The 16,089-nt window shown below is 70.3% G+C and carries 15 protein-coding genes; 4 read left to right on the top strand and 11 right to left on the bottom strand.

What is annotated here, in order from left to right:
• Positions 1–42: 42 nt before the first annotated feature.
• The 4 genes from M6B22_RS02840 to M6B22_RS02825 all read right to left on the bottom strand — a co-directional run bounded on the left by M6B22_RS02840 (position 43) and on the right by M6B22_RS02825 (position 6,530).
• On the bottom strand, positions 43–2,514 hold the full coding sequence (locus tag M6B22_RS02840; RefSeq protein ID WP_269444264.1) for an HAD-IC family P-type ATPase: 2,472 nt from the start codon (positions 2,512–2,514) through the stop codon (positions 43–45).
• Positions 2,515–2,581: 67 nt separating this feature from the next.
• A complete protein-coding gene (locus M6B22_RS02835; RefSeq protein ID WP_269444263.1) occupies positions 2,582–4,162 on the bottom strand; it encodes a phospholipase D family protein in 1,581 nt (526 codons plus the stop codon).
• Between the two features lie 636 nt (positions 4,163–4,798).
• Positions 4,799–5,881, bottom strand: a complete 1,083-nt coding sequence (locus M6B22_RS02830) for a GGDEF domain-containing protein (RefSeq protein WP_269444262.1) — start codon at positions 5,879–5,881, stop codon at positions 4,799–4,801.
• A gap of 157 nt (positions 5,882–6,038) precedes the next feature.
• The gene (locus M6B22_RS02825; protein WP_269444261.1) at positions 6,039–6,530 is read right to left on the bottom strand and encodes a hemerythrin domain-containing protein; all 492 of its coding nucleotides are present in this window, start codon (positions 6,528–6,530) and stop codon (positions 6,039–6,041) included.
• A 102-nt stretch (positions 6,531–6,632) separates the two neighbouring features.
• On the opposite strand from M6B22_RS02825, the gene M6B22_RS02820 reads away from it, so the two are divergent.
• Entirely contained in the window at positions 6,633–7,385 is a 753-nt protein-coding gene (locus M6B22_RS02820) for a DsbA family oxidoreductase (RefSeq protein WP_269444260.1), read from the top strand.
• Positions 7,386–7,519: 134 nt separating this feature from the next.
• Here the strand turns inward: M6B22_RS02820 and M6B22_RS02815 are convergent, their stop codons facing one another.
• From M6B22_RS02815 to M6B22_RS02805, 3 genes are read right to left on the bottom strand one after another with little or no spacing between them, the layout of a single operon-like run.
• On the bottom strand, positions 7,520–8,857 hold the full coding sequence (locus M6B22_RS02815) for a multicopper oxidase domain-containing protein (protein WP_269444259.1): 1,338 nt from the start codon (positions 8,855–8,857) through the stop codon (positions 7,520–7,522).
• Positions 8,854–9,981, bottom strand: a complete 1,128-nt coding sequence (locus M6B22_RS02810) for a hypothetical protein (protein WP_269444258.1) — start codon at positions 9,979–9,981, stop codon at positions 8,854–8,856. The genes M6B22_RS02815 and M6B22_RS02810 overlap by 4 nt, the downstream gene beginning before the upstream one ends.
• Before the next feature lie 2 nt (positions 9,982–9,983).
• The gene (locus tag M6B22_RS02805) at positions 9,984–10,307 is read right to left on the bottom strand and encodes a metal-sulfur cluster assembly factor (protein ID WP_269444257.1); all 324 of its coding nucleotides are present in this window, start codon (positions 10,305–10,307) and stop codon (positions 9,984–9,986) included.
• A 100-nt stretch (positions 10,308–10,407) separates the two neighbouring features.
• On the opposite strand from M6B22_RS02805, the gene M6B22_RS02800 reads away from it, so the two are divergent.
• Both M6B22_RS02800 and M6B22_RS02795 read left to right on the top strand, forming a co-directional pair.
• On the top strand, positions 10,408–11,268 hold the full coding sequence (locus tag M6B22_RS02800; protein ID WP_269444256.1) for a DUF2249 domain-containing protein: 861 nt from the start codon (positions 10,408–10,410) through the stop codon (positions 11,266–11,268).
• Positions 11,258–11,767 carry a DUF2249 domain-containing protein gene (locus M6B22_RS02795; protein WP_269444255.1) on the top strand — a complete coding sequence of 170 codons (510 nt, stop codon included), beginning with the start codon at positions 11,258–11,260 and terminating at the stop codon, positions 11,765–11,767. The genes M6B22_RS02800 and M6B22_RS02795 overlap by 11 nt, the downstream gene beginning before the upstream one ends.
• Positions 11,768–11,834: 67 nt before the next feature.
• Here M6B22_RS02795 and fdxA read toward each other — a convergent pair whose 3' ends face one another.
• The 4 genes from fdxA to ctaD all read right to left on the bottom strand — a co-directional run bounded on the left by fdxA (position 11,835) and on the right by ctaD (position 15,044).
• Entirely contained in the window at positions 11,835–12,191 is a 357-nt protein-coding gene (gene fdxA, locus M6B22_RS02790; RefSeq protein ID WP_269444254.1) for a ferredoxin, read from the bottom strand.
• A 43-nt stretch (positions 12,192–12,234) separates the two neighbouring features.
• The gene (locus tag M6B22_RS02785) at positions 12,235–12,705 is read right to left on the bottom strand and encodes a hypothetical protein (RefSeq protein ID WP_269444253.1); all 471 of its coding nucleotides are present in this window, start codon (positions 12,703–12,705) and stop codon (positions 12,235–12,237) included.
• A 25-nt stretch (positions 12,706–12,730) separates the two neighbouring features.
• Entirely contained in the window at positions 12,731–13,174 is a 444-nt protein-coding gene (locus M6B22_RS02780; protein ID WP_269444252.1) for an OsmC family peroxiredoxin, read from the bottom strand.
• Positions 13,175–13,250: 76 nt separating this feature from the next.
• The gene (gene ctaD / locus M6B22_RS02775; RefSeq protein WP_269444251.1) at positions 13,251–15,044 is read right to left on the bottom strand and encodes an aa3-type cytochrome oxidase subunit I; all 1,794 of its coding nucleotides are present in this window, start codon (positions 15,042–15,044) and stop codon (positions 13,251–13,253) included.
• Positions 15,045–15,112: 68 nt separating this feature from the next.
• Between ctaD and M6B22_RS02770 the strand changes: the two genes are divergently transcribed.
• Entirely contained in the window at positions 15,113–15,901 is a 789-nt protein-coding gene (locus M6B22_RS02770) for a helix-turn-helix transcriptional regulator (protein WP_269444250.1), read from the top strand.
• The last annotated feature ends 188 nt before the right edge of the window (positions 15,902–16,089 follow it).

Below are 16,089 nucleotides of genomic sequence, written 5' to 3'. Positions count from 1 at the left end.
GGTCACCCCACCCACGGTGCCAGATCACGTGGTGACAGGCCATTATCGGCCGGCCGGCACCGTTGCGTCCGGGCGGCGCGTGCCCCGGCGGGCGAGGGCCGCGATGCTCCGGTGCGCGATCTCGACGCCGATCGCGCCCGCGGCGCCGAGGGGTGCCGCGATCGACAGCCGCAGCGGTGTGACGTCCAGCAGGAACAACCCGTGCCCCAGCGGCGCGATGGCGATGATGATCGCGACCGCGCCGGCCATGGTCGCCACCAGCGCGAGCTTCCAGCCGACGAGCGGGCGGGCCAACACGAGCAGCGTCCACAGCGAGACGATGAGCACGATCAACGCTGCTGTCGTTCGCGCCTCCTCCACGCCCGCGCCAACGTCCGTCCACCGCGTCACCTGATAGCCGAGATAGGCGCTCACTCCCGTGATCGCGCCGACCGGGATCGCGAAGCGCAGCACGCGGCGCAAGAACCCGGGCACGTACCGGCGGGTGTTCGGGCCGAGGGCCAGCACGAAGCCCGGGATGCCGATGGTGACCGCCGAGATCAAGGTCAGCTGGATCGGCGCCAGCGGGTACGCGATGCCGGTGAACGCGACCAGGATCGCCAGCGCGAACGAGTACATGTTCTTGACCACGAACAGGTTCGCGGCGCGCTCGATGTTGGCGATGACGCGGCGACCCTCGGCGACGACCGACGGCAAGTGCGCGAACCGGCCGTCCAGCAGCACGATCTGGGCGACCGCACGGGTGGCCGCCGTGCCATTGCCCATCGCGACGCCTATGTCGGCGTCCTTGAGGGCCAGCGCGTCGTTGACGCCGTCGCCGGTCATCGCGACGACGTGGCCGCGCAACTGCAGCGCCTTGACCACGGCACGCTTCTGATGGGGCGTCACCCGGCCGAAGACGCTGTGCGTGTCCAGCACCGCGCCCAGCTCCTCGAGATCCTCGGGCAGCGTGCGGGCATCGATCGCGTCGGCCGCACTGTCCACCCCCGGCAGGTGCAGCGCCGCGGCGACCGCGCCGACCGTGCGCGGGTTGTCCCCGGAGATGACCTTGAGCGCGACGCCCTGCTCGGTGAAGAAGCGCAGCGTCTGCTCGGCGTCCTCGCGGATGTGCTCGGCGAGCACGACGAGCGCGGCGGGGGACAGGTCCGGTGGCAGTGGGGCGTCCGTGCCGATGCCGGAGCCGCTGGCCGCACGGGCGAGCAGCAACACGCGCGCGCCCTGCTCGGCGATCGCGTCGGCGCGCTGACGGGCATCGGTCTGTGCCGCGCCGGCGTTCGCGTGCAGCACCATCTCCGGTGCGCCGAGAACCCAGTCACCGTGATCCGCGGTGAGGACGGCCGACCACTTCCGCGCGGAGGAGAACGGAACGGCGCGCACCTCGCCCCAGTCGGCGGCGGGAAACTGCTCGATAAGCGCGGCCGACGTCGCGTTGCTGTCACCGCAGCGGGTCAGCACGCCGAGCCCGGCCCGCACCTCGGACTCGTCCGTGCCCGCGAGGACCTCGAGCCGGTCGAAGCGGATGTCGCCGTCCGTGAGCGTCCCGGTCTTGTCCAGGCAGACGACGTCGACTCGGGCCAGCCCCTCGACGGCGGGCAACTCCTGCACAAGGGTGGACTGGCGCACCAGGCTGACGGTGGCGATCACGAAGGCCAGGCTGGTGAGCAGTACCAGGCCCTCGGGCACCATGCCGACCAGCGCCGCGACCGTACCGGTGAGCGCCTCGCGCCAGCCCTCGTTGTCCTTGCTGCGGAACTGGCTCCAGATCAGCACCGGGGCGACGAGCACCAGCATCAGCGAGATCCAGCGCAGCAGCTTGTTCGTTCCCGCGACCAGCTCCGAATGGGTCACCGTGAAGCGCCGGGCCTCGCTGGCCAGGCTTGCCGCGTACGCCGCGGCGCCCACGGCGGTCGCCTGGAACCGGCCGTGGCCGGCGACGACGATCGAGCCGGAGCGGACCTGGTCGCCGGCCTCCTTGGGGATCGGGTCGGACTCCCCGGTGAGCAGCGACTCGTCGAGCTCCAGGCCGTCGGACCCGCGGACCTCGCCGTCGGCGGGAACCTGGTCGCCGGCGCGCAACTCGAGCAGGTCGTCGAGCACGACGTCCGCGATCGCGATCTCGCTGGTGGCTCCGTCGCGAACCACCCGGGCGTGCGGCGCGTTGAGCACGGCGAGCCGGTCGAGCGTGCGTTTGGCGCGCACTTCCTGGACGATCCCGATCGCGGAGTTGGCGATCACGACCAGGCCGAACAACCCGTTCTGCCACCGGCCGGTTGCCATGATGACCACGAACAGCGTGACGAGCAGGCCGTTGAAGACCGTGAAGACGTTCGCCCGCACGATCTCGCCGGTGGTGCGGCTGGTGCGTTCGTCGGTCGCGTTGGTGTGCCCGGACGCGACCCGCTCGGCGACCTCGGCGGCAGACAGCCCAGCCGGGTTCGGCCGGGCCGCTTCCTTCGGCGCGGCTGGGAACACAGCCCCGCGGGGGACACCGTCGACACCCGAGCCCTCGGCCATGGCTGCATGCTGCCACCCTCTGCCCCGGGAACCACCCGGGGCCGAAGCACGTTCCGGTCGACCTGCGTCAGAACCGGTGTTCGCGGCGCAGCCGTCGGGGGCGTCCGTCAGGGTCGTAGATCGCCCGGTAGAGCGGCCGTGCCCAGAGCCGGGTGCGTGACCCGAGCCCGGGCGGATCGTAGGGACGCAGCCGGCCCGGCGGCCGCGGGCCGGCGCATCCGTCCCGGTGCCACTGCTGCAAGCGCGCCGCGGACTCGGCGAAGGCGGCGAACAGGCCGGCCGGGTCGAGCAGGTCGGCGTCGCCCGGCTGCCCGTCGCCGGTCCGATCGGGGTCGGCTGGTCGATCCAGGTGCTCGCGGGCCAGGGCCAGCCGCAGCTCGCGCGGGAACTGTCCCGCGTCGTCGATGACCGCACAAGTCAGCTCGGAGTCGTGCGTCCATGACCGCCGGTTGACGTTGTCCGAGCCGATCGACGCCCAGACGTCGTCGAGGATGCAGACCTTCGCGTGCACGTACACCGGTACGCCGGCATGGTTCTCCAGGCCGTAGACCGCCACCCGGTCACCCCCGGCGGCGCGGATCTCGCGCAGCGCATCCTGGCGGCCGATCAGGTTCGGCGGCATCGTCCAGCCCTCCTGGTCCGGGTAGTGCGGGATCACGACGATCAGGTGCAGCTCGTCGTGTGCGGCGAGCGCGTCCGCGAAACTGCGCACGATCTCGGCTCCCCAGAAGTACTGGTCCTCCAGGTAGATCAGCCGCCGGGCGCGCGAGATGGCCTTCTGGTAGCCGCGGGCGACGCTGCGCTCGCCACGCGAAGCGAACGGGTAACCGCGCTTGCGGTACGGGTAAGTGCGCAGCAACTGCACGGCGCAGCTGCCGCGTGGCGCGGGATCGGGCAGCTGGGCGGGCAACGGATCGGTGTGCGTGTCCTCGCCGCGCACCAGCTCGCCGATCCGGTACAGCGGGTTGCGCGCCAGGGGAGCGGGGTCGTTCCAGCGTTCCCGGAACACCGCCTCGACGTCGCCGACCGCCGGCCCGCGGATCTGCGCCTGGGCGTCGTGCCACGGCGGTCGCTCGCCGTAGACCGCGGCCATCGGCTGGCGCTGCGCGTCGCCGTGATGCTGCTCGTCGTCCCGTCTGCTGTGGCACAGGTCGATGCCGCCCACGAAGGCGACGTCGAGTTCGGGTCGTCCCCGGTGCCGTAGCACCGCGAACTTCTGGTGGTGCGATCCGCCGGTCCGCACCCGCATGTCCAGCAGGCATTCGCCGCCGGCCGCCTCAATGTCCTCGCCCAGGTGCCGGTTCTCCTGCGCGCTGAACGCCAGCCGGTCCCAGTGCGAACGCCAGACCAGCGCCTTGACGACCACACCACGGCGGGCGGCGTCGGCGAGCGCGGTCGCGATGTCGTGCCCGGGTCCGTCGTCCAACTGCTGGTCGGGGTCGCCGCGCCAGTCGGTGAACAGCAGCAGGTCACCGCGTTCGAGGCCGGCGATGTGCCGCCGCAGCTCGGCGAAGTAGGTAGCGCCGTGGATCAGCGCCCGGACCTCGTTGCCGGTGGACCAGGCCGCACCGCCCTCATGCCGGCAGTCCAGCACGGTGTCGGGGTTGTCGCGCTGCTGTGCGGTCAGGAACCAGTCGTCGTAGTCCACAGTGTCGGCCTACCCGTTCTCGGCCCAGAGTGCTCGCACGGCGGTGGCAGCCGGCTCGGACCGCTCCCGCGGCAGGTAGTGGCGAGCGTCGATGGCGCGGACCTGGGGTCGGCCGCTCGGCGTTCCGCTCCGGCCAAGCTTGGCCCCGGACAGGGCGAACTGGCGTCTGCCCGGGTGGATCTTTCTCGGTTGCCGTCGCCGGTTGCATCGCCGCTGTTGTGTGAAAGCGCATCGGCAGTCCGGCTCGCGCCGCATCGTGCCCTGGGCCGACGGCGGACCCACCCATGTGGACAACGGCTGCCTACTCTGCACGTTCCATCACCGCACGTTCGAACGCCTCGGCTGGGTGTGCCGCATGCTCAGTGGGGGTCCCCCCGCCGATGAAGGCGTAGCCGGCAGGGGAGGGATCCCGCACTGGATCCCACCCGCCTGGACAGGCGACCAAACCCCCGTCCGCAACACCGCACACGACCCCGCGCCCAGCTACCCGCTCAAGACCTAGCCCGATCCACTGCGCGGATTGATCGGAGGGGCGCTGACCGCGGAGAGAGGCAGGCAGACGAGTCCTGCCCCGGGCGACCCGCGGCCAGCACGAAGATCACGTGAGCAACTCAAGGCCGAACGGTGGATCCGGCCTTAGGCGGCGTGCGGGTCCTTTCGGGAGAGCCCGCCGACCTGATCGCGCCCGCCGGCCTTCGCTTCGTACAGCCCGGCGTCGGCCACCGCGTACAGCCCGGCGAGCGTGTCCGAATGCGTCGGCAGGTGCGCGACACCGACCGATGCGGTCAGGCGCAGCACGGTCGGGGCGTGTGAGCGGGTCATCGTGGACATGCTGACGTCGAACCGGTGGCTGCGGATCGCGCGTAGGACCTCGTCCGCGATCGCATACGCGGCATCGAGCGAGCAGCCCGGCAGCAGCATCGCGATCTCGTCGCCGCCCATCCGCGCGATGGCGTCGGTGTGCCGGCTCAGATCGGTCAACAGCGCGCTGAGCTGTTGGAGGACGGCGTCCCCGGCCAGGTGGCCGTGGACGTCGTTGACCTTCTTGAAGTTGTCGAGGTCGAGTACGAGCAGCCCGAGTTCGTCGGTGGACTGGTTCAGCTCGGCGGCCCGGTCCAGGGCGCGGCGCGTGAACAGGCCGGTCAGCGGGTCCACCGTGGCCTGCTTCTCCAGCTGCGCGATCAGCAGATCGGTGCGCCGGCCACCGACGGCCAGGGCACCCGCGGTCACCGCCAGGGTGGCCGCGACGAAACAGGTGTTCGCGATCGCGGTCCAGCCCGACCCGAGCGCCACGTTCACGATCGTCACCCCGGCCGTAACCGCGGCCGAGACACACGCCACGCCCACATAGTGCAGTTGCGCGCCGGCGTACAGGACGGGCAGCAGGAAGAACACCTGCGCCGCGACGGAGGCGTCCGCGCTCAACAGGTCGAGCCCGGTGATCGCTGCAACCGCGAGGAAGGGGAACGCCGCCCAGGCCCAGACCGCGTCGCGGCGGCGGAAGCGCAGGTCGCATGCGAGCGCGAGAAGGAACAGGCATACGGCGACGCAGGTCCCGGTGACGCCCGCCGACTGGTTCGCCGGGAACAACGTCCGGGGCGCGAGCACGCTGAAGACCAGCGTCACACCAGTGGCGGCCACCGTGAGGGCGAACAGCACCTGGCGCGCGACGGCTGGGTTTCGTGGCACGAAGGCGCCGAGCACATACACGGACGTCACATCGGCCACGGCGCGTGAAACTCAAGCATGTGACGAGCACGGTGACGCCGGCCACCCGGTGGCTGCAGCAGATCACGCGGGCCGGGTGTTGAACGGGGTGGACCAGCTGGTCGTGTTCGTTAGCTCCGATCGCTGGTATCTCGAACCGGCGCCGTCCTCAGCCTGCGCGCTGACAGACCCAGTCGCCGGGCAGTTCGCCGTCCGCGAGGAAGGTCCGCAGTCGTTCGGCCGCCTGGCCGTCGAGCGCGGTGTCCGCCTGCGGGTACAGAATCTGCTCCTCCTTGCCGTTGTGGTGCTGCAACTGCACGGTGAGCTCGCGGATCAGGGTGCGGACCTCCGGATTGCCGGCGTCGGCACGCAACTCCAGCGTCAGCGCATCGAGCGTGCGCCACATCTGGCCGTGCTCGCGCAGCATGACGAATACCGGAGCCACCAGGCCGGCCTCGCTCAGGGCCGGGAAGAAGAACTCCTCCTCGAGGTAGATGTGCCTGCGCAGCGCGGCAATCGCTGCGACCAGCGCTTCCCGCTCCGCCTCCGGGGCGCCGCCGGTGCCGAAGGCCTCGATCCCGGCGTCGATCTCGTGGTGCTCGCGCTCGAGCGCCTCCGCCAGCGACGGTGCTGCCTCTGCTGATGCTGCCGCTTCTGCCATGCCGTTCTCCTCCGTCCGGCCCTGTCTGGTCCGCCACAGGGCTTAGCTTGCCGGTAATAAAGACGAATACTATGGTAAATATACCAAGGCGAGGAGGCCCTCATGAGCCTGACCGTGTACGCGGACTTCAGCTGCCCGGACTGCTACCTGGCCGCCCATCGCGTCGACGTCCTGCGGGCCGCCGGCGTCGCCGTCGACTGGCGCGCCGTCGAGCTTTCCCCGCACCTGCCTGTGGGCGGGCGCAAGTTGAGCGCGGACGAGCAGGACGGGCTCGCCCAGCGGTTCGCCGAACTGGACGAGTTGCTCCTGCCGGGCGAGTCGCTGCCACGGACGATCCCGGCGTTGCTGCCCAAGACCGAGGCAGCCGTCTCGGCCTATGCCGAGGCCTACGGCATCGGGGTCGCCGACGATGTCCGGCGGCTGCTGACCGCGCTGTACTGGCAGCAGGGCGCCGACATCGGCAGCCCGGCCGTGCTGCGCGGCCCGCTCGAGGGCCCGATCCTGCGCGGCACCTCCACGGTCGAGGCGCTGCGCTCGTCCGGCTACGCCGTGAGCGTCGACCGCGGCCCGATCACCTTCGAGGCATGGCGCCGCACCGTGACCTGGCACCGCGAGTGGGCCGCCCTCGGCAGCTCGGCACTGCCGGTCGTGCTCACCGGCGGGGCGACGCTGAGCGGGCGCGACGCACTGCAGCGGCTGGGCAAGGAGATCGACTACGCGCAGGCACCGATCGCCCCGGCTTGGGACGACCCGCGCCGGTTCCCGCCTGCAGGCACCGCCACGCCGACGGCGCGCTGGGTGTCCTGGTGCGGCGGTCGCTGGCGGCGCGGATTCCGAGTGCCCGCCGCACGGTGACAGCGACCGCACACTTCCCCCCTCTTGACGCACACTTCCCCCCTCCGGTTACCGGAATCGGGCCCCGGATCTCGTAACCCGATGGGGGAAGACGCGCTGACGATGGGGGAAGACGCGCTGACGCCGCCGAGTGGTCAGCGGGCGAGGAACACCCCGTGCGCCCCGTGCTCGCCGTCGACCATCGCGTGATCCACGAACGGATAGTGCCCGGCGCTCGGCAGGGTGAACTCGACGAAGCCGCCCTGGCCGGGAGCGAGCGCGAGGGTTTGTGCCGCACCGTGTTCGGCGTTGCCTGCACGCAGCTGATAGGCGCCCTCGGCGAACACGGTGTCGAACTGGGTGCCGACCACGTGGAACGAGGTGCCGTCCTGCGGCCCGGCGTCGACCACCCACACGCGGATCCTGGTGCCGGCGTCGACCTCGATGGGCGCGTGGTCGTACTGGTCGACGTACCCGTTGAACACCACCGCGTCGGGTTGCCGCGCGGAGATCTTGCGCTCGTCGGCGATGCCGCCCTGTGCTCCGAGATACAGCTCGGACTGGACCATGACGTACTGGGCGGCCACCGGCGCCAGGCCGGGCGGGTCGACGATCACGGCACCGAACATGCCGTTCGCGATGTGTAGCGACATCGGCATCGTGCTGCAGTGGTACAGCCAGGCCCCCGCGTACTTCGCGGTGAACTCGTAGACCAGCGACTGGCCCGGATCGATCGAGCGCATGGCGGTGTCCGGGTTGACCGCTCCGGCGTGGAAGTCGATGCTGTGCGCCATGTCGCCGTGGTTGACGATGGTGATGACGAAGCGGTCGCCGACCCGGCCGTGCAGCACCGGACCGGGCGCCGTGCCGTTGTAGGTCCACAGCGCCTGGCGCACGCCCGGCGCGACCTCGGCGACGACGTCCTGGACGGTGAGCGTGAGCCGGTGGACGTGCGCATCCGGGGCGAGCGGCAGCGCCGGATCGTAAGCGTGCCAGTCCGGCCCCGGCGCAGCGCCGAAGTTGATGGCGGGGGAGGTGTCGCCGCTAGCGGCCATCCCGGGCATCGTCGCGCTCCCCGACGGCGCGCCCGTGACCTGGATGCTCATCGTCATGCCCGCCGCCTTGTGCCCGGGCACGGTGCACCAGCCTTGCAGCGCGTGCGTGACCACCCCGACGTCCAGCCGGGCGCTCTGTCCCTGCGCGAGCAGTGCAGTCTGCGGCCCACCGTCGAGGTACAGATCGTGGCGCGTCGCGTCGGCGTTGGTCACCTGCAGTACCAGGCGGGTTCCGCTCGGCACGGTGATCACCGAGGGTGAGATGTGCATCGCCTGCAAGGTCACCGCGACGGTGCGCTGGCCGCCACCGTCGATGGCCACCGTGTCGTGCGCCGTCCCGCGGCCGACGAACACGGCAACCGACAGTGCGACCAGCACCAGCACCGAACCGAGGGCAAGCCCGATGACACGCTCGGAGTGACGTCGCGGGGTGCTCACGCCGCCTTCTTTCGCGCGAGCGGCACCGGGCGGGACACGTTCGAGCGGGCCCGCAGCACCGCGGCCGCCGAGGCGATCAGGAACAGCACGATCGCCAACTCGGTGCCGCTTCCGCCCACCTGCCACGCGATGGTGTTGCCCAGGTAGTCCCCGGCGACCAGCCTGACCAGCAGGGCAAGGTGCAGCACGGCCAGATGGACGTAGAACCAGGGTCGGAACGGCAGCCGGACGCCGAGCACGGCGGGGACGATGACCGGCGCGTGGCCGAAGATCATCGACATCACGAAGCCGAGGAACACCGCGTGCAGCGCGACATCGTAGGTCGCCACGCTGCGTCCGAGATCGCCGGCGGCCAGCCAGACGACGCCCGCGCTGAGCAGCCAGGCGTACCCGGCGAGCAGGCACACCGCCATGAACCGGGTGACGCCGGCGATCTTGACGGTGCGCCGGGCCACGTCGTACTTCGCGCCCCACAACGCCAGTCCGACCAGGCCGGCGCCCGCCAGCCGGACCCCGACGGTCGCGGTGGATCCTGACACCGCGGTCATCGCGAGCCCGGCGCCGAAGGCCGTCCCGGCGACGGTGAAGGCGCGCAACGAGGCCTTGCTCAACAGCGCGACCCGGGCCAGCTCGAGCCGCTCGCCGAGGATGGTGAGGACGAGGAAGCCCGCCAGCCACGGGACGAGACGCGGGATCGACCAGCCGCCGAGCCAGAGCACGGTCGCGACGTACCAGCACACGCCGCCTGCCGCCATGACCACGAGATGCAAGGCCGGCGCGATGGTCATGACCACCGCGTAGACGATCAGGAACACGACCGCGGCGACACAGAGCAGCGACCAGCCCAGCACGCCAGGCAACCCGGCCAGCAGGGCCAACCCACCGGTCCCGGCCGCGATCGGGGCCAGGAAACCCCACGGCCGGCGCAGCGCAACCGCACGCTCCAGCGAGATCACCGTGCCCAGGAAGCCGAGCGCCATCAGTGGTCCGTGATCGGCGGCGGTCGAGGACCGCAGCGTCGGCAGCGGCAACCCGAGCAACAGCAGGCCACCCCAGAGCCCCGCGAGCAGGCACACGACACCGAGGACGAGCACCGGCAGCCGGCGCGACAGCGTGGCGGCCATCATCACCAGCCGAAGGCCTGCTTGGCCTCGTCGGACATCTTCTCCGGCGTCCATGGCGGGTTGTAGGTGATCTCCACCTGCACGTGATCGACGGCACCGCTCTCCAGCAGCACGCGCTCGATCTCCGCGGTGATGTAGTCCCCGAGCGGGCATGCCGGAGTGGTCGTGGTCGCGAGGACCGCCGCGTTCCGGCCGTTGACCTCGAGGCCGTAGACCAGCCCGAGCGAGACGATGTCGACGCCGAGTTCCGGGTCGGGGACGCCGCGCAGCAGTTCGCGCAACTGATCGGCCTCGCTTCCGGCGTCCAGCAGGTGTGTGACGGACAACGGTCCAGCTCCCATGGCTTGTATTTTTCACTAGTCGAGGTGTAAAAACAAGCTGAGTGTAAATACAAGCTGAGTTCATTTCCGAGACGAGGAGAGCGGAATGTCGATCGGCACCGCCGTGACCACAGACGCGAATGCAGCGGTCATCAGCGCGATCCGCGCCCACCACGCCCAGCTCGCCAGCCAGTTGCGCGCGTTGACCGCGGACGTGCTGACGTCCGCACGCGCCGGACACGACGCCGCCCCGGCGCGCCGGGCGCTGGAGGACTGGTACCGCACCGAGTTGGTGCCGCACGCGGTGGCCGAGGAGCACGCGCTGTACAGCGAGGGCGCGGAGCTGGACCGCACCCGGTTGCTGATCGACGGCATGATCGCCGAGCACCGCTCGCTCGTCGGCCTCATCGGCGAGCTGGGCCTGGCACGCAGCGCGTTCGACGCCTCGACCGTCGCGGCCTCCGCGCTCGCGCTGTTCGAGGTGCACCTGAGCAAGGAGAACGACCTGCTGCTGCCCGCGCTCGACCAGTCCGGCATCGACCTGCCCGCCGCGCTCGACGGAATGCACGAGATCCTCGGCGGCCACGAGCACGCCGGCGCCGGCGCGAGCCAGGACGGTGGCTGCGGATGCGGCTGCTCGCACGAACACGCCGACAGCGAGCCGGCCGCAGGCCCGGTTGCGGTGCAGTTCGGCGAGCGCCCGGAGCCGGCCGCCCCGAGCGCGTCCCCGGCCGGTGTGCCGGACGGCGGCCTGGACGTGCGCCTGTTGCCGCACGGCCAGCGTCACGAGATCATCTTCGGTCGGCTCGATGCCCTGGCGCCCGGCGAGGAGCTGCTCATCGTCAACGACCATGACCCGAAGCCGCTGCGCTACCAGACGTCGGCGCTGTGGCCGGACCGCTTCGAGTGGACCTACCGCGAGGCGGGCCCGCAGGTCTGGCGCGTGGCCATCACCCGTGTCGGCTGAGCCCGACGCCGTCGACGGCCTGACCCGGGTTCTCGTTCGCGCCTGCCGCCAGCTGGCCGAGGCCGGTCAACCGCGCGCCGCCGGCCGCCTCGCCGCCGACGGCTGGAAGCTGCTGCGGGCCGGCCACCCTCGACAGGCCATGCACCTGGACGGCGCGATGCACCACATCGCGCGAATGGAAGCGCAACTGGAAGCCCGACAAGACCAACGACCGACGAGCAAGGAGACTGCTGTGCCCAGTGAAGAGCCCGCACCCACCGATGACCGCATACTCGACGTCCGCACCGAGATCCCGAGGCGCCGTCACGAACTCATCTTCGAGTCGTTCGGCAAGATCGCGCCGGGCGAGGCGTACGTGCTGGTGAACGACCACGACCCCAAGCCGCTGCGCTACCAGTTCGAGGCCGAGAACGCCGGCGAGTTCAGCTGGGAGTACCTGGAGGAGGGGCCGGAGGTGTGGCGGGTGCGCATCGGCCGGGTGGCCGCCGCGACCGGCTGAAGCTGTCACCGCGAACGGTTCGCGGGCCCCGTCCGTGAGGGACGGGGCCCGCTGCCGTATCTGGGGCTCAGGAGTGAGCTGCGCCCTCGACGGGAGGATGGCCGGCGACCAGTTCGGTGTCGACCCCGAGCGGGCCGAGCTTGCCGGCCCCGCCGGGTGATCCGAGCGGTGCGTCGCGACCGGGCAACGGCTCGGCGAAGAACCGCGCGTTGTCCTCGGTGAACAGCTGCCACTTCTCCGGCAGGTCGTCCTCGTAGTAGATGGCCTCGACCGGGCACACCGGCTCGCACGCGCCGCAGTCGACGCATTCGTCCGGGTGGATGTACAGCGCCCGCGAGCCCTCGTAGATGCAGTCGACCGGGCACTCCTCGACACAGGCTCGGTCCACGACGTCGATGCACGGCTCGCCGATCACGTAGGTCATTTGTCTGCTCCCTGTCGTCTGTGACTGTTCCTGATGTACCTGTTCAACTGGCCAGCACCGATCCGAGCGCGATCAGCACCAGGCTGAGCACGCCGATCGCGGCGCGCAACAACGCGGCGCCGCGCGCGCACTTCTGGACACGGCGCTTGAGTTCGAGGTCGTCGGGCGCAGCGACGGAGCGCGACCGGAGCCGGCCCATCCGGCGCGCCTGCACGACACCTACGCACAGCGCGGCGACCAGGGCGAGCGCCACTACCACGGCGCTGAGCACCGTACCGTCCCAGCCGTGGTCACCGAGCAGGACGGCGCCGGTGCCGAGGGCGACGGCAAGAGCTGGGGCGCCGACCCGCAGGTAGGAGCGGCCGAGGCCGCGGAAGAACGCGATGCGCTGGGCTGGGTCGAGCGTGCCGGTGGCGACGCGGGCGACGACCGCGATCGCGACGTAGCCGCCGACCCAGATGCAACTGGCCAGGGTGAATAGGCCCAGCACGATGGCCTGGGTGGTGTCGGACATGAGGGGCTCCAGCGGACGGGGTGGTTCAGTTGGGCTCGAGCAGCGCCTCGACGCTGACCCGGGCGCCGGCGAACAGCCTGGACACCGGGCACAACTGCTCGGCCTCCTGCACCGCCTGCGCGAACTCGTCGTCGTCCAGGCCGCTGACGCGGGCCCGGACCAGCAGTTGGGAGGAGATGATCGTCGGCAGGCCGTCGACCTCGTCCAGGGTGACGCTGGCCTCGACCCGCAGCCGCTCGGGGGGACGGTGCCGCTCGGTCAGGCGCAGCGACAACGCCATCGCGAAGCAGGACGAATGTGCGGCGGCGGCCAGTTCCTCCGGGCTGGTCTTGCCCCCTGGCTCTTCGGTGCGGGCGGCCCAGGTGACCGGCAACTCGCCGAGTGCGCCGCTCGCGCCGGTCAGCGTGCCTCCGCCACCGGCCAGTGAGCCCTCCCAGGTGGTCACGGCGTTGCGTACTGCGATGCTCATCCGACTCGTCCTCACTGCGCCACCGGGGCCGGGCGCCTAGCGTCCTCACCAGTTTATCCGAATGGCGTTGGAAAAACTATGGGCGGTCGGCTCCCGGCTCCGGATCATGTGCGCCCGAGCGTGGGCCGTCGCCGCCGAGCGTCGCCGACGCGACGCTCGGCATCGGCTCGTGCCGCTTGCCCGAGTGCGCCTCGGCAGCCAGCTGCTCACGCAGGTGGGGGTAGTGGTACTCGAACGCCGGCCGCTCGGAGCGGATCCGCGGGATCGAGGTGAAGTTGTGCCGCGGCGGCGGTGAGGACGTCGCCCACTCCAGCGAGTTGCCGAAGCCCCACGGGTCGTCGGCGGTGGTGATCTCGCCGTACCGGTAGGAGTGGTAGACGTTCCACACGAACGGGATCATCGACGCCCCGAGCACGAACGAGCCGATCGTCGAAACCGTGTTGAGGGTGGTGAAGCCGTCCGTCGGCAGGTAGTCGGCGTAGCGGCGCGGCATGCCCTCCTCACCCAGCCAATGCTGCACCAGGAAGGTCAGATGGAAGCCGATGAATGTCAGCCAGAAGTGCACCTTGCCCAGCTTCTCGTCCATGTAGCGGCCGGTGAACTTGGGGAACCAGAAGTAGAAGCCGGAGTACACGGCGAACACGATCGTGCCGAACAGCACGTAGTGGAAGTGCGCCACCACGAAGTAGGTGTCCGAGACGTGGAAGTCCAGCGGCGGGCTGGCCAGCAGCACGCCGGTCATGCCGCCGAACAGGAAGGTCACCATGAAGCCCAGCGAGAAGATCATCGGGGTGTCGAAGGTGATCGCACCGCGCCACATCGACCCGATCCAGTTGAAGAACTTCATCCCGGTGGGCACGGCGATCAGGAACGACATCACGCTGAAGAACGGCAGCAGCACCGCGCCGGTGGTGAACATGTGGTGCGCCCACACCGTCATCGACAGTCCGGAGATCGCGAACGTCGCGAGCACCATGCCCTTGTAGCCGAACAGCGGTTTGTGGCTGAACACCGGGATGACCTCGGTGACGATGCCGAAGAACGGCACGGCCACGACGTACACCTCGGGGTGGCCGAAGAACCAGAACAGGTGCTGCCACAGCATCGCGCCGCCGTTGTTGGCGTCGAAGACCTGCGCGCCCAGGTTGCGGTCGACCCACAGCACCAGCAGTGCGGAGGTCAGGATCGGGAAGATCAACAGCACCAGCAAGCTGGTGACCATGATGTTCCAGGTGAAGATCGGCATCCGGAACATCGTCATTCCGGGTGCGCGCAGGCAGACCACCGTAGTGACCATGTTGACGGCGCCCAGGATGGTGCCGAGGCCGGCGATGCCCAGGCCGATGATCCACAAGTCGACGCCGACCCCGGGCGTGTTGTGCACGCTGTTGAGCGGCGCGTAGGCGAACCAGCCGAAGTCCGGGGCGCCGTTGGGTGTCAGGAAGCCGGACAGCGTCATGATGCCGCCGAACAGGTACAGCCAGTAGGAGAAGGCGTTCAGCCGCGGGAACGCGACGTCGGGCGAGCCGATCTGCAGCGGCAGCACCAGGTTCGCGAAGGCGAACACCATCGGCGTGGCGAACAACAGCAGCATGATCGTGCCGTGCATGGTGAACAGCTGGTTGTACTGCTCCGGCGAGAGGTACTGCATTCCCGGGCGGGCGAGTTCGGCCCGCATGAGCAGCGCCATCACGCCGCCGAGGGCGAAGAAGACGAAGGCCGTGACCATGTACATCCGGCCGATCATCTTGTGATCGGTCGTTCGCAGTAGCTGGCTGAACAGCGAGCCCTTCGCCGCCGTGTGCTCGGGGAACGGGCGCACCGTGATGGGCGCGGGGACGGGTGTTTCCGGAGACTTGACCGTGGTCACGTGCCGGACTCCCTTCGCGGAGAATGAGTTACGTTGTTTCTACCAGCTTCTTATGGAAAAATTGAGTGGTGCCCAACACTGACCTGACGCGCGCCGACCCGCCCACCGGGGCGGCGATGGGGGACAGCCGTGCGCAGGTGCTCGCCGTACTGCAGGCTTCGGCCGGCCCGATCGGTGTCGGCGAGGTCTCCAGCAAGGTCGGGCTGCACACGAACACCGCGCGGTTCCATCTCGACGCGCTGGTCGAGCAGGGCCTGGCCCAGCGCACGAGTGAGGTGCGCGCGCAGCCCGGCCGGCCGCGCACCCTGTACAGCGCGACCGCCGACGGCGTCAGCGCCGGGCGGCGCAGCTACCGGCTGCTCGCCGAGATCCTCACCAGCTACCTGGCCAGCCAGAGCGATCGTCCGGTGGCATCCGCGGTCGAGGCCGGCGAAACCTGGGGCCGGTTCCTGGCCGAGCGTCCCGCGCCGTACCGCCGCGTCGACGAGGCGACCGCGACCGAGCGCCTGGTCGCCGCGCTCGAAGAGATCGGCTTCGCGCCCGAGGCCGTGGCCTCGGGCAGCTCCGCGACCGAGCGGCAGATCCTGCTGCACCACTGTCCGTTCCGCGAGGTGGCCGAAGAACACCGCGAGATCGTCTGCGGAGTGCATCTCGGGCTGATGCGTGGGGTGCTCGCCGAGCAGTCCGCGCCGGTGGCGGCGGAGCGGCTGGAGCCGTTCGTCGAGCCCAACCTCTGCATCGCGCACCTGCGCACCGGCACCAAGAACTCCGGTACCAAGAACTCCGGCGCCAAGGGAACCGGGGCAAAGGGAACCGACATGAGGGCACCGCGCACGGCCCGGCGGCACGCCAGCTGAGCCGAGCGATTCGGACCTCGACGGACCCCTCGTGTCAGCCTCCGATAATTCGTCCCCGATCGGGTGTCGACGCTACCCGCAACCGAACCGGCGAGGAACCCGAGTCCGGACAACACGCCGCCCGGCCCGGCCCCGGCTCGTCCGGTAATGATGGTGCGCGGGCGTAAGTGGATCTTCCTGCGCCTCCG

This window comes from Jatrophihabitans cynanchi (assembly GCF_027247405.1).
GTDB classification, from domain to species: domain Bacteria; phylum Actinomycetota; class Actinomycetes; order Mycobacteriales; family Jatrophihabitantaceae; genus Jatrophihabitans_B; species Jatrophihabitans_B cynanchi.
Note: the sequence above shows the minus strand (reverse complement) of the source record. Positions and strands in the feature narration are given on the sequence as shown.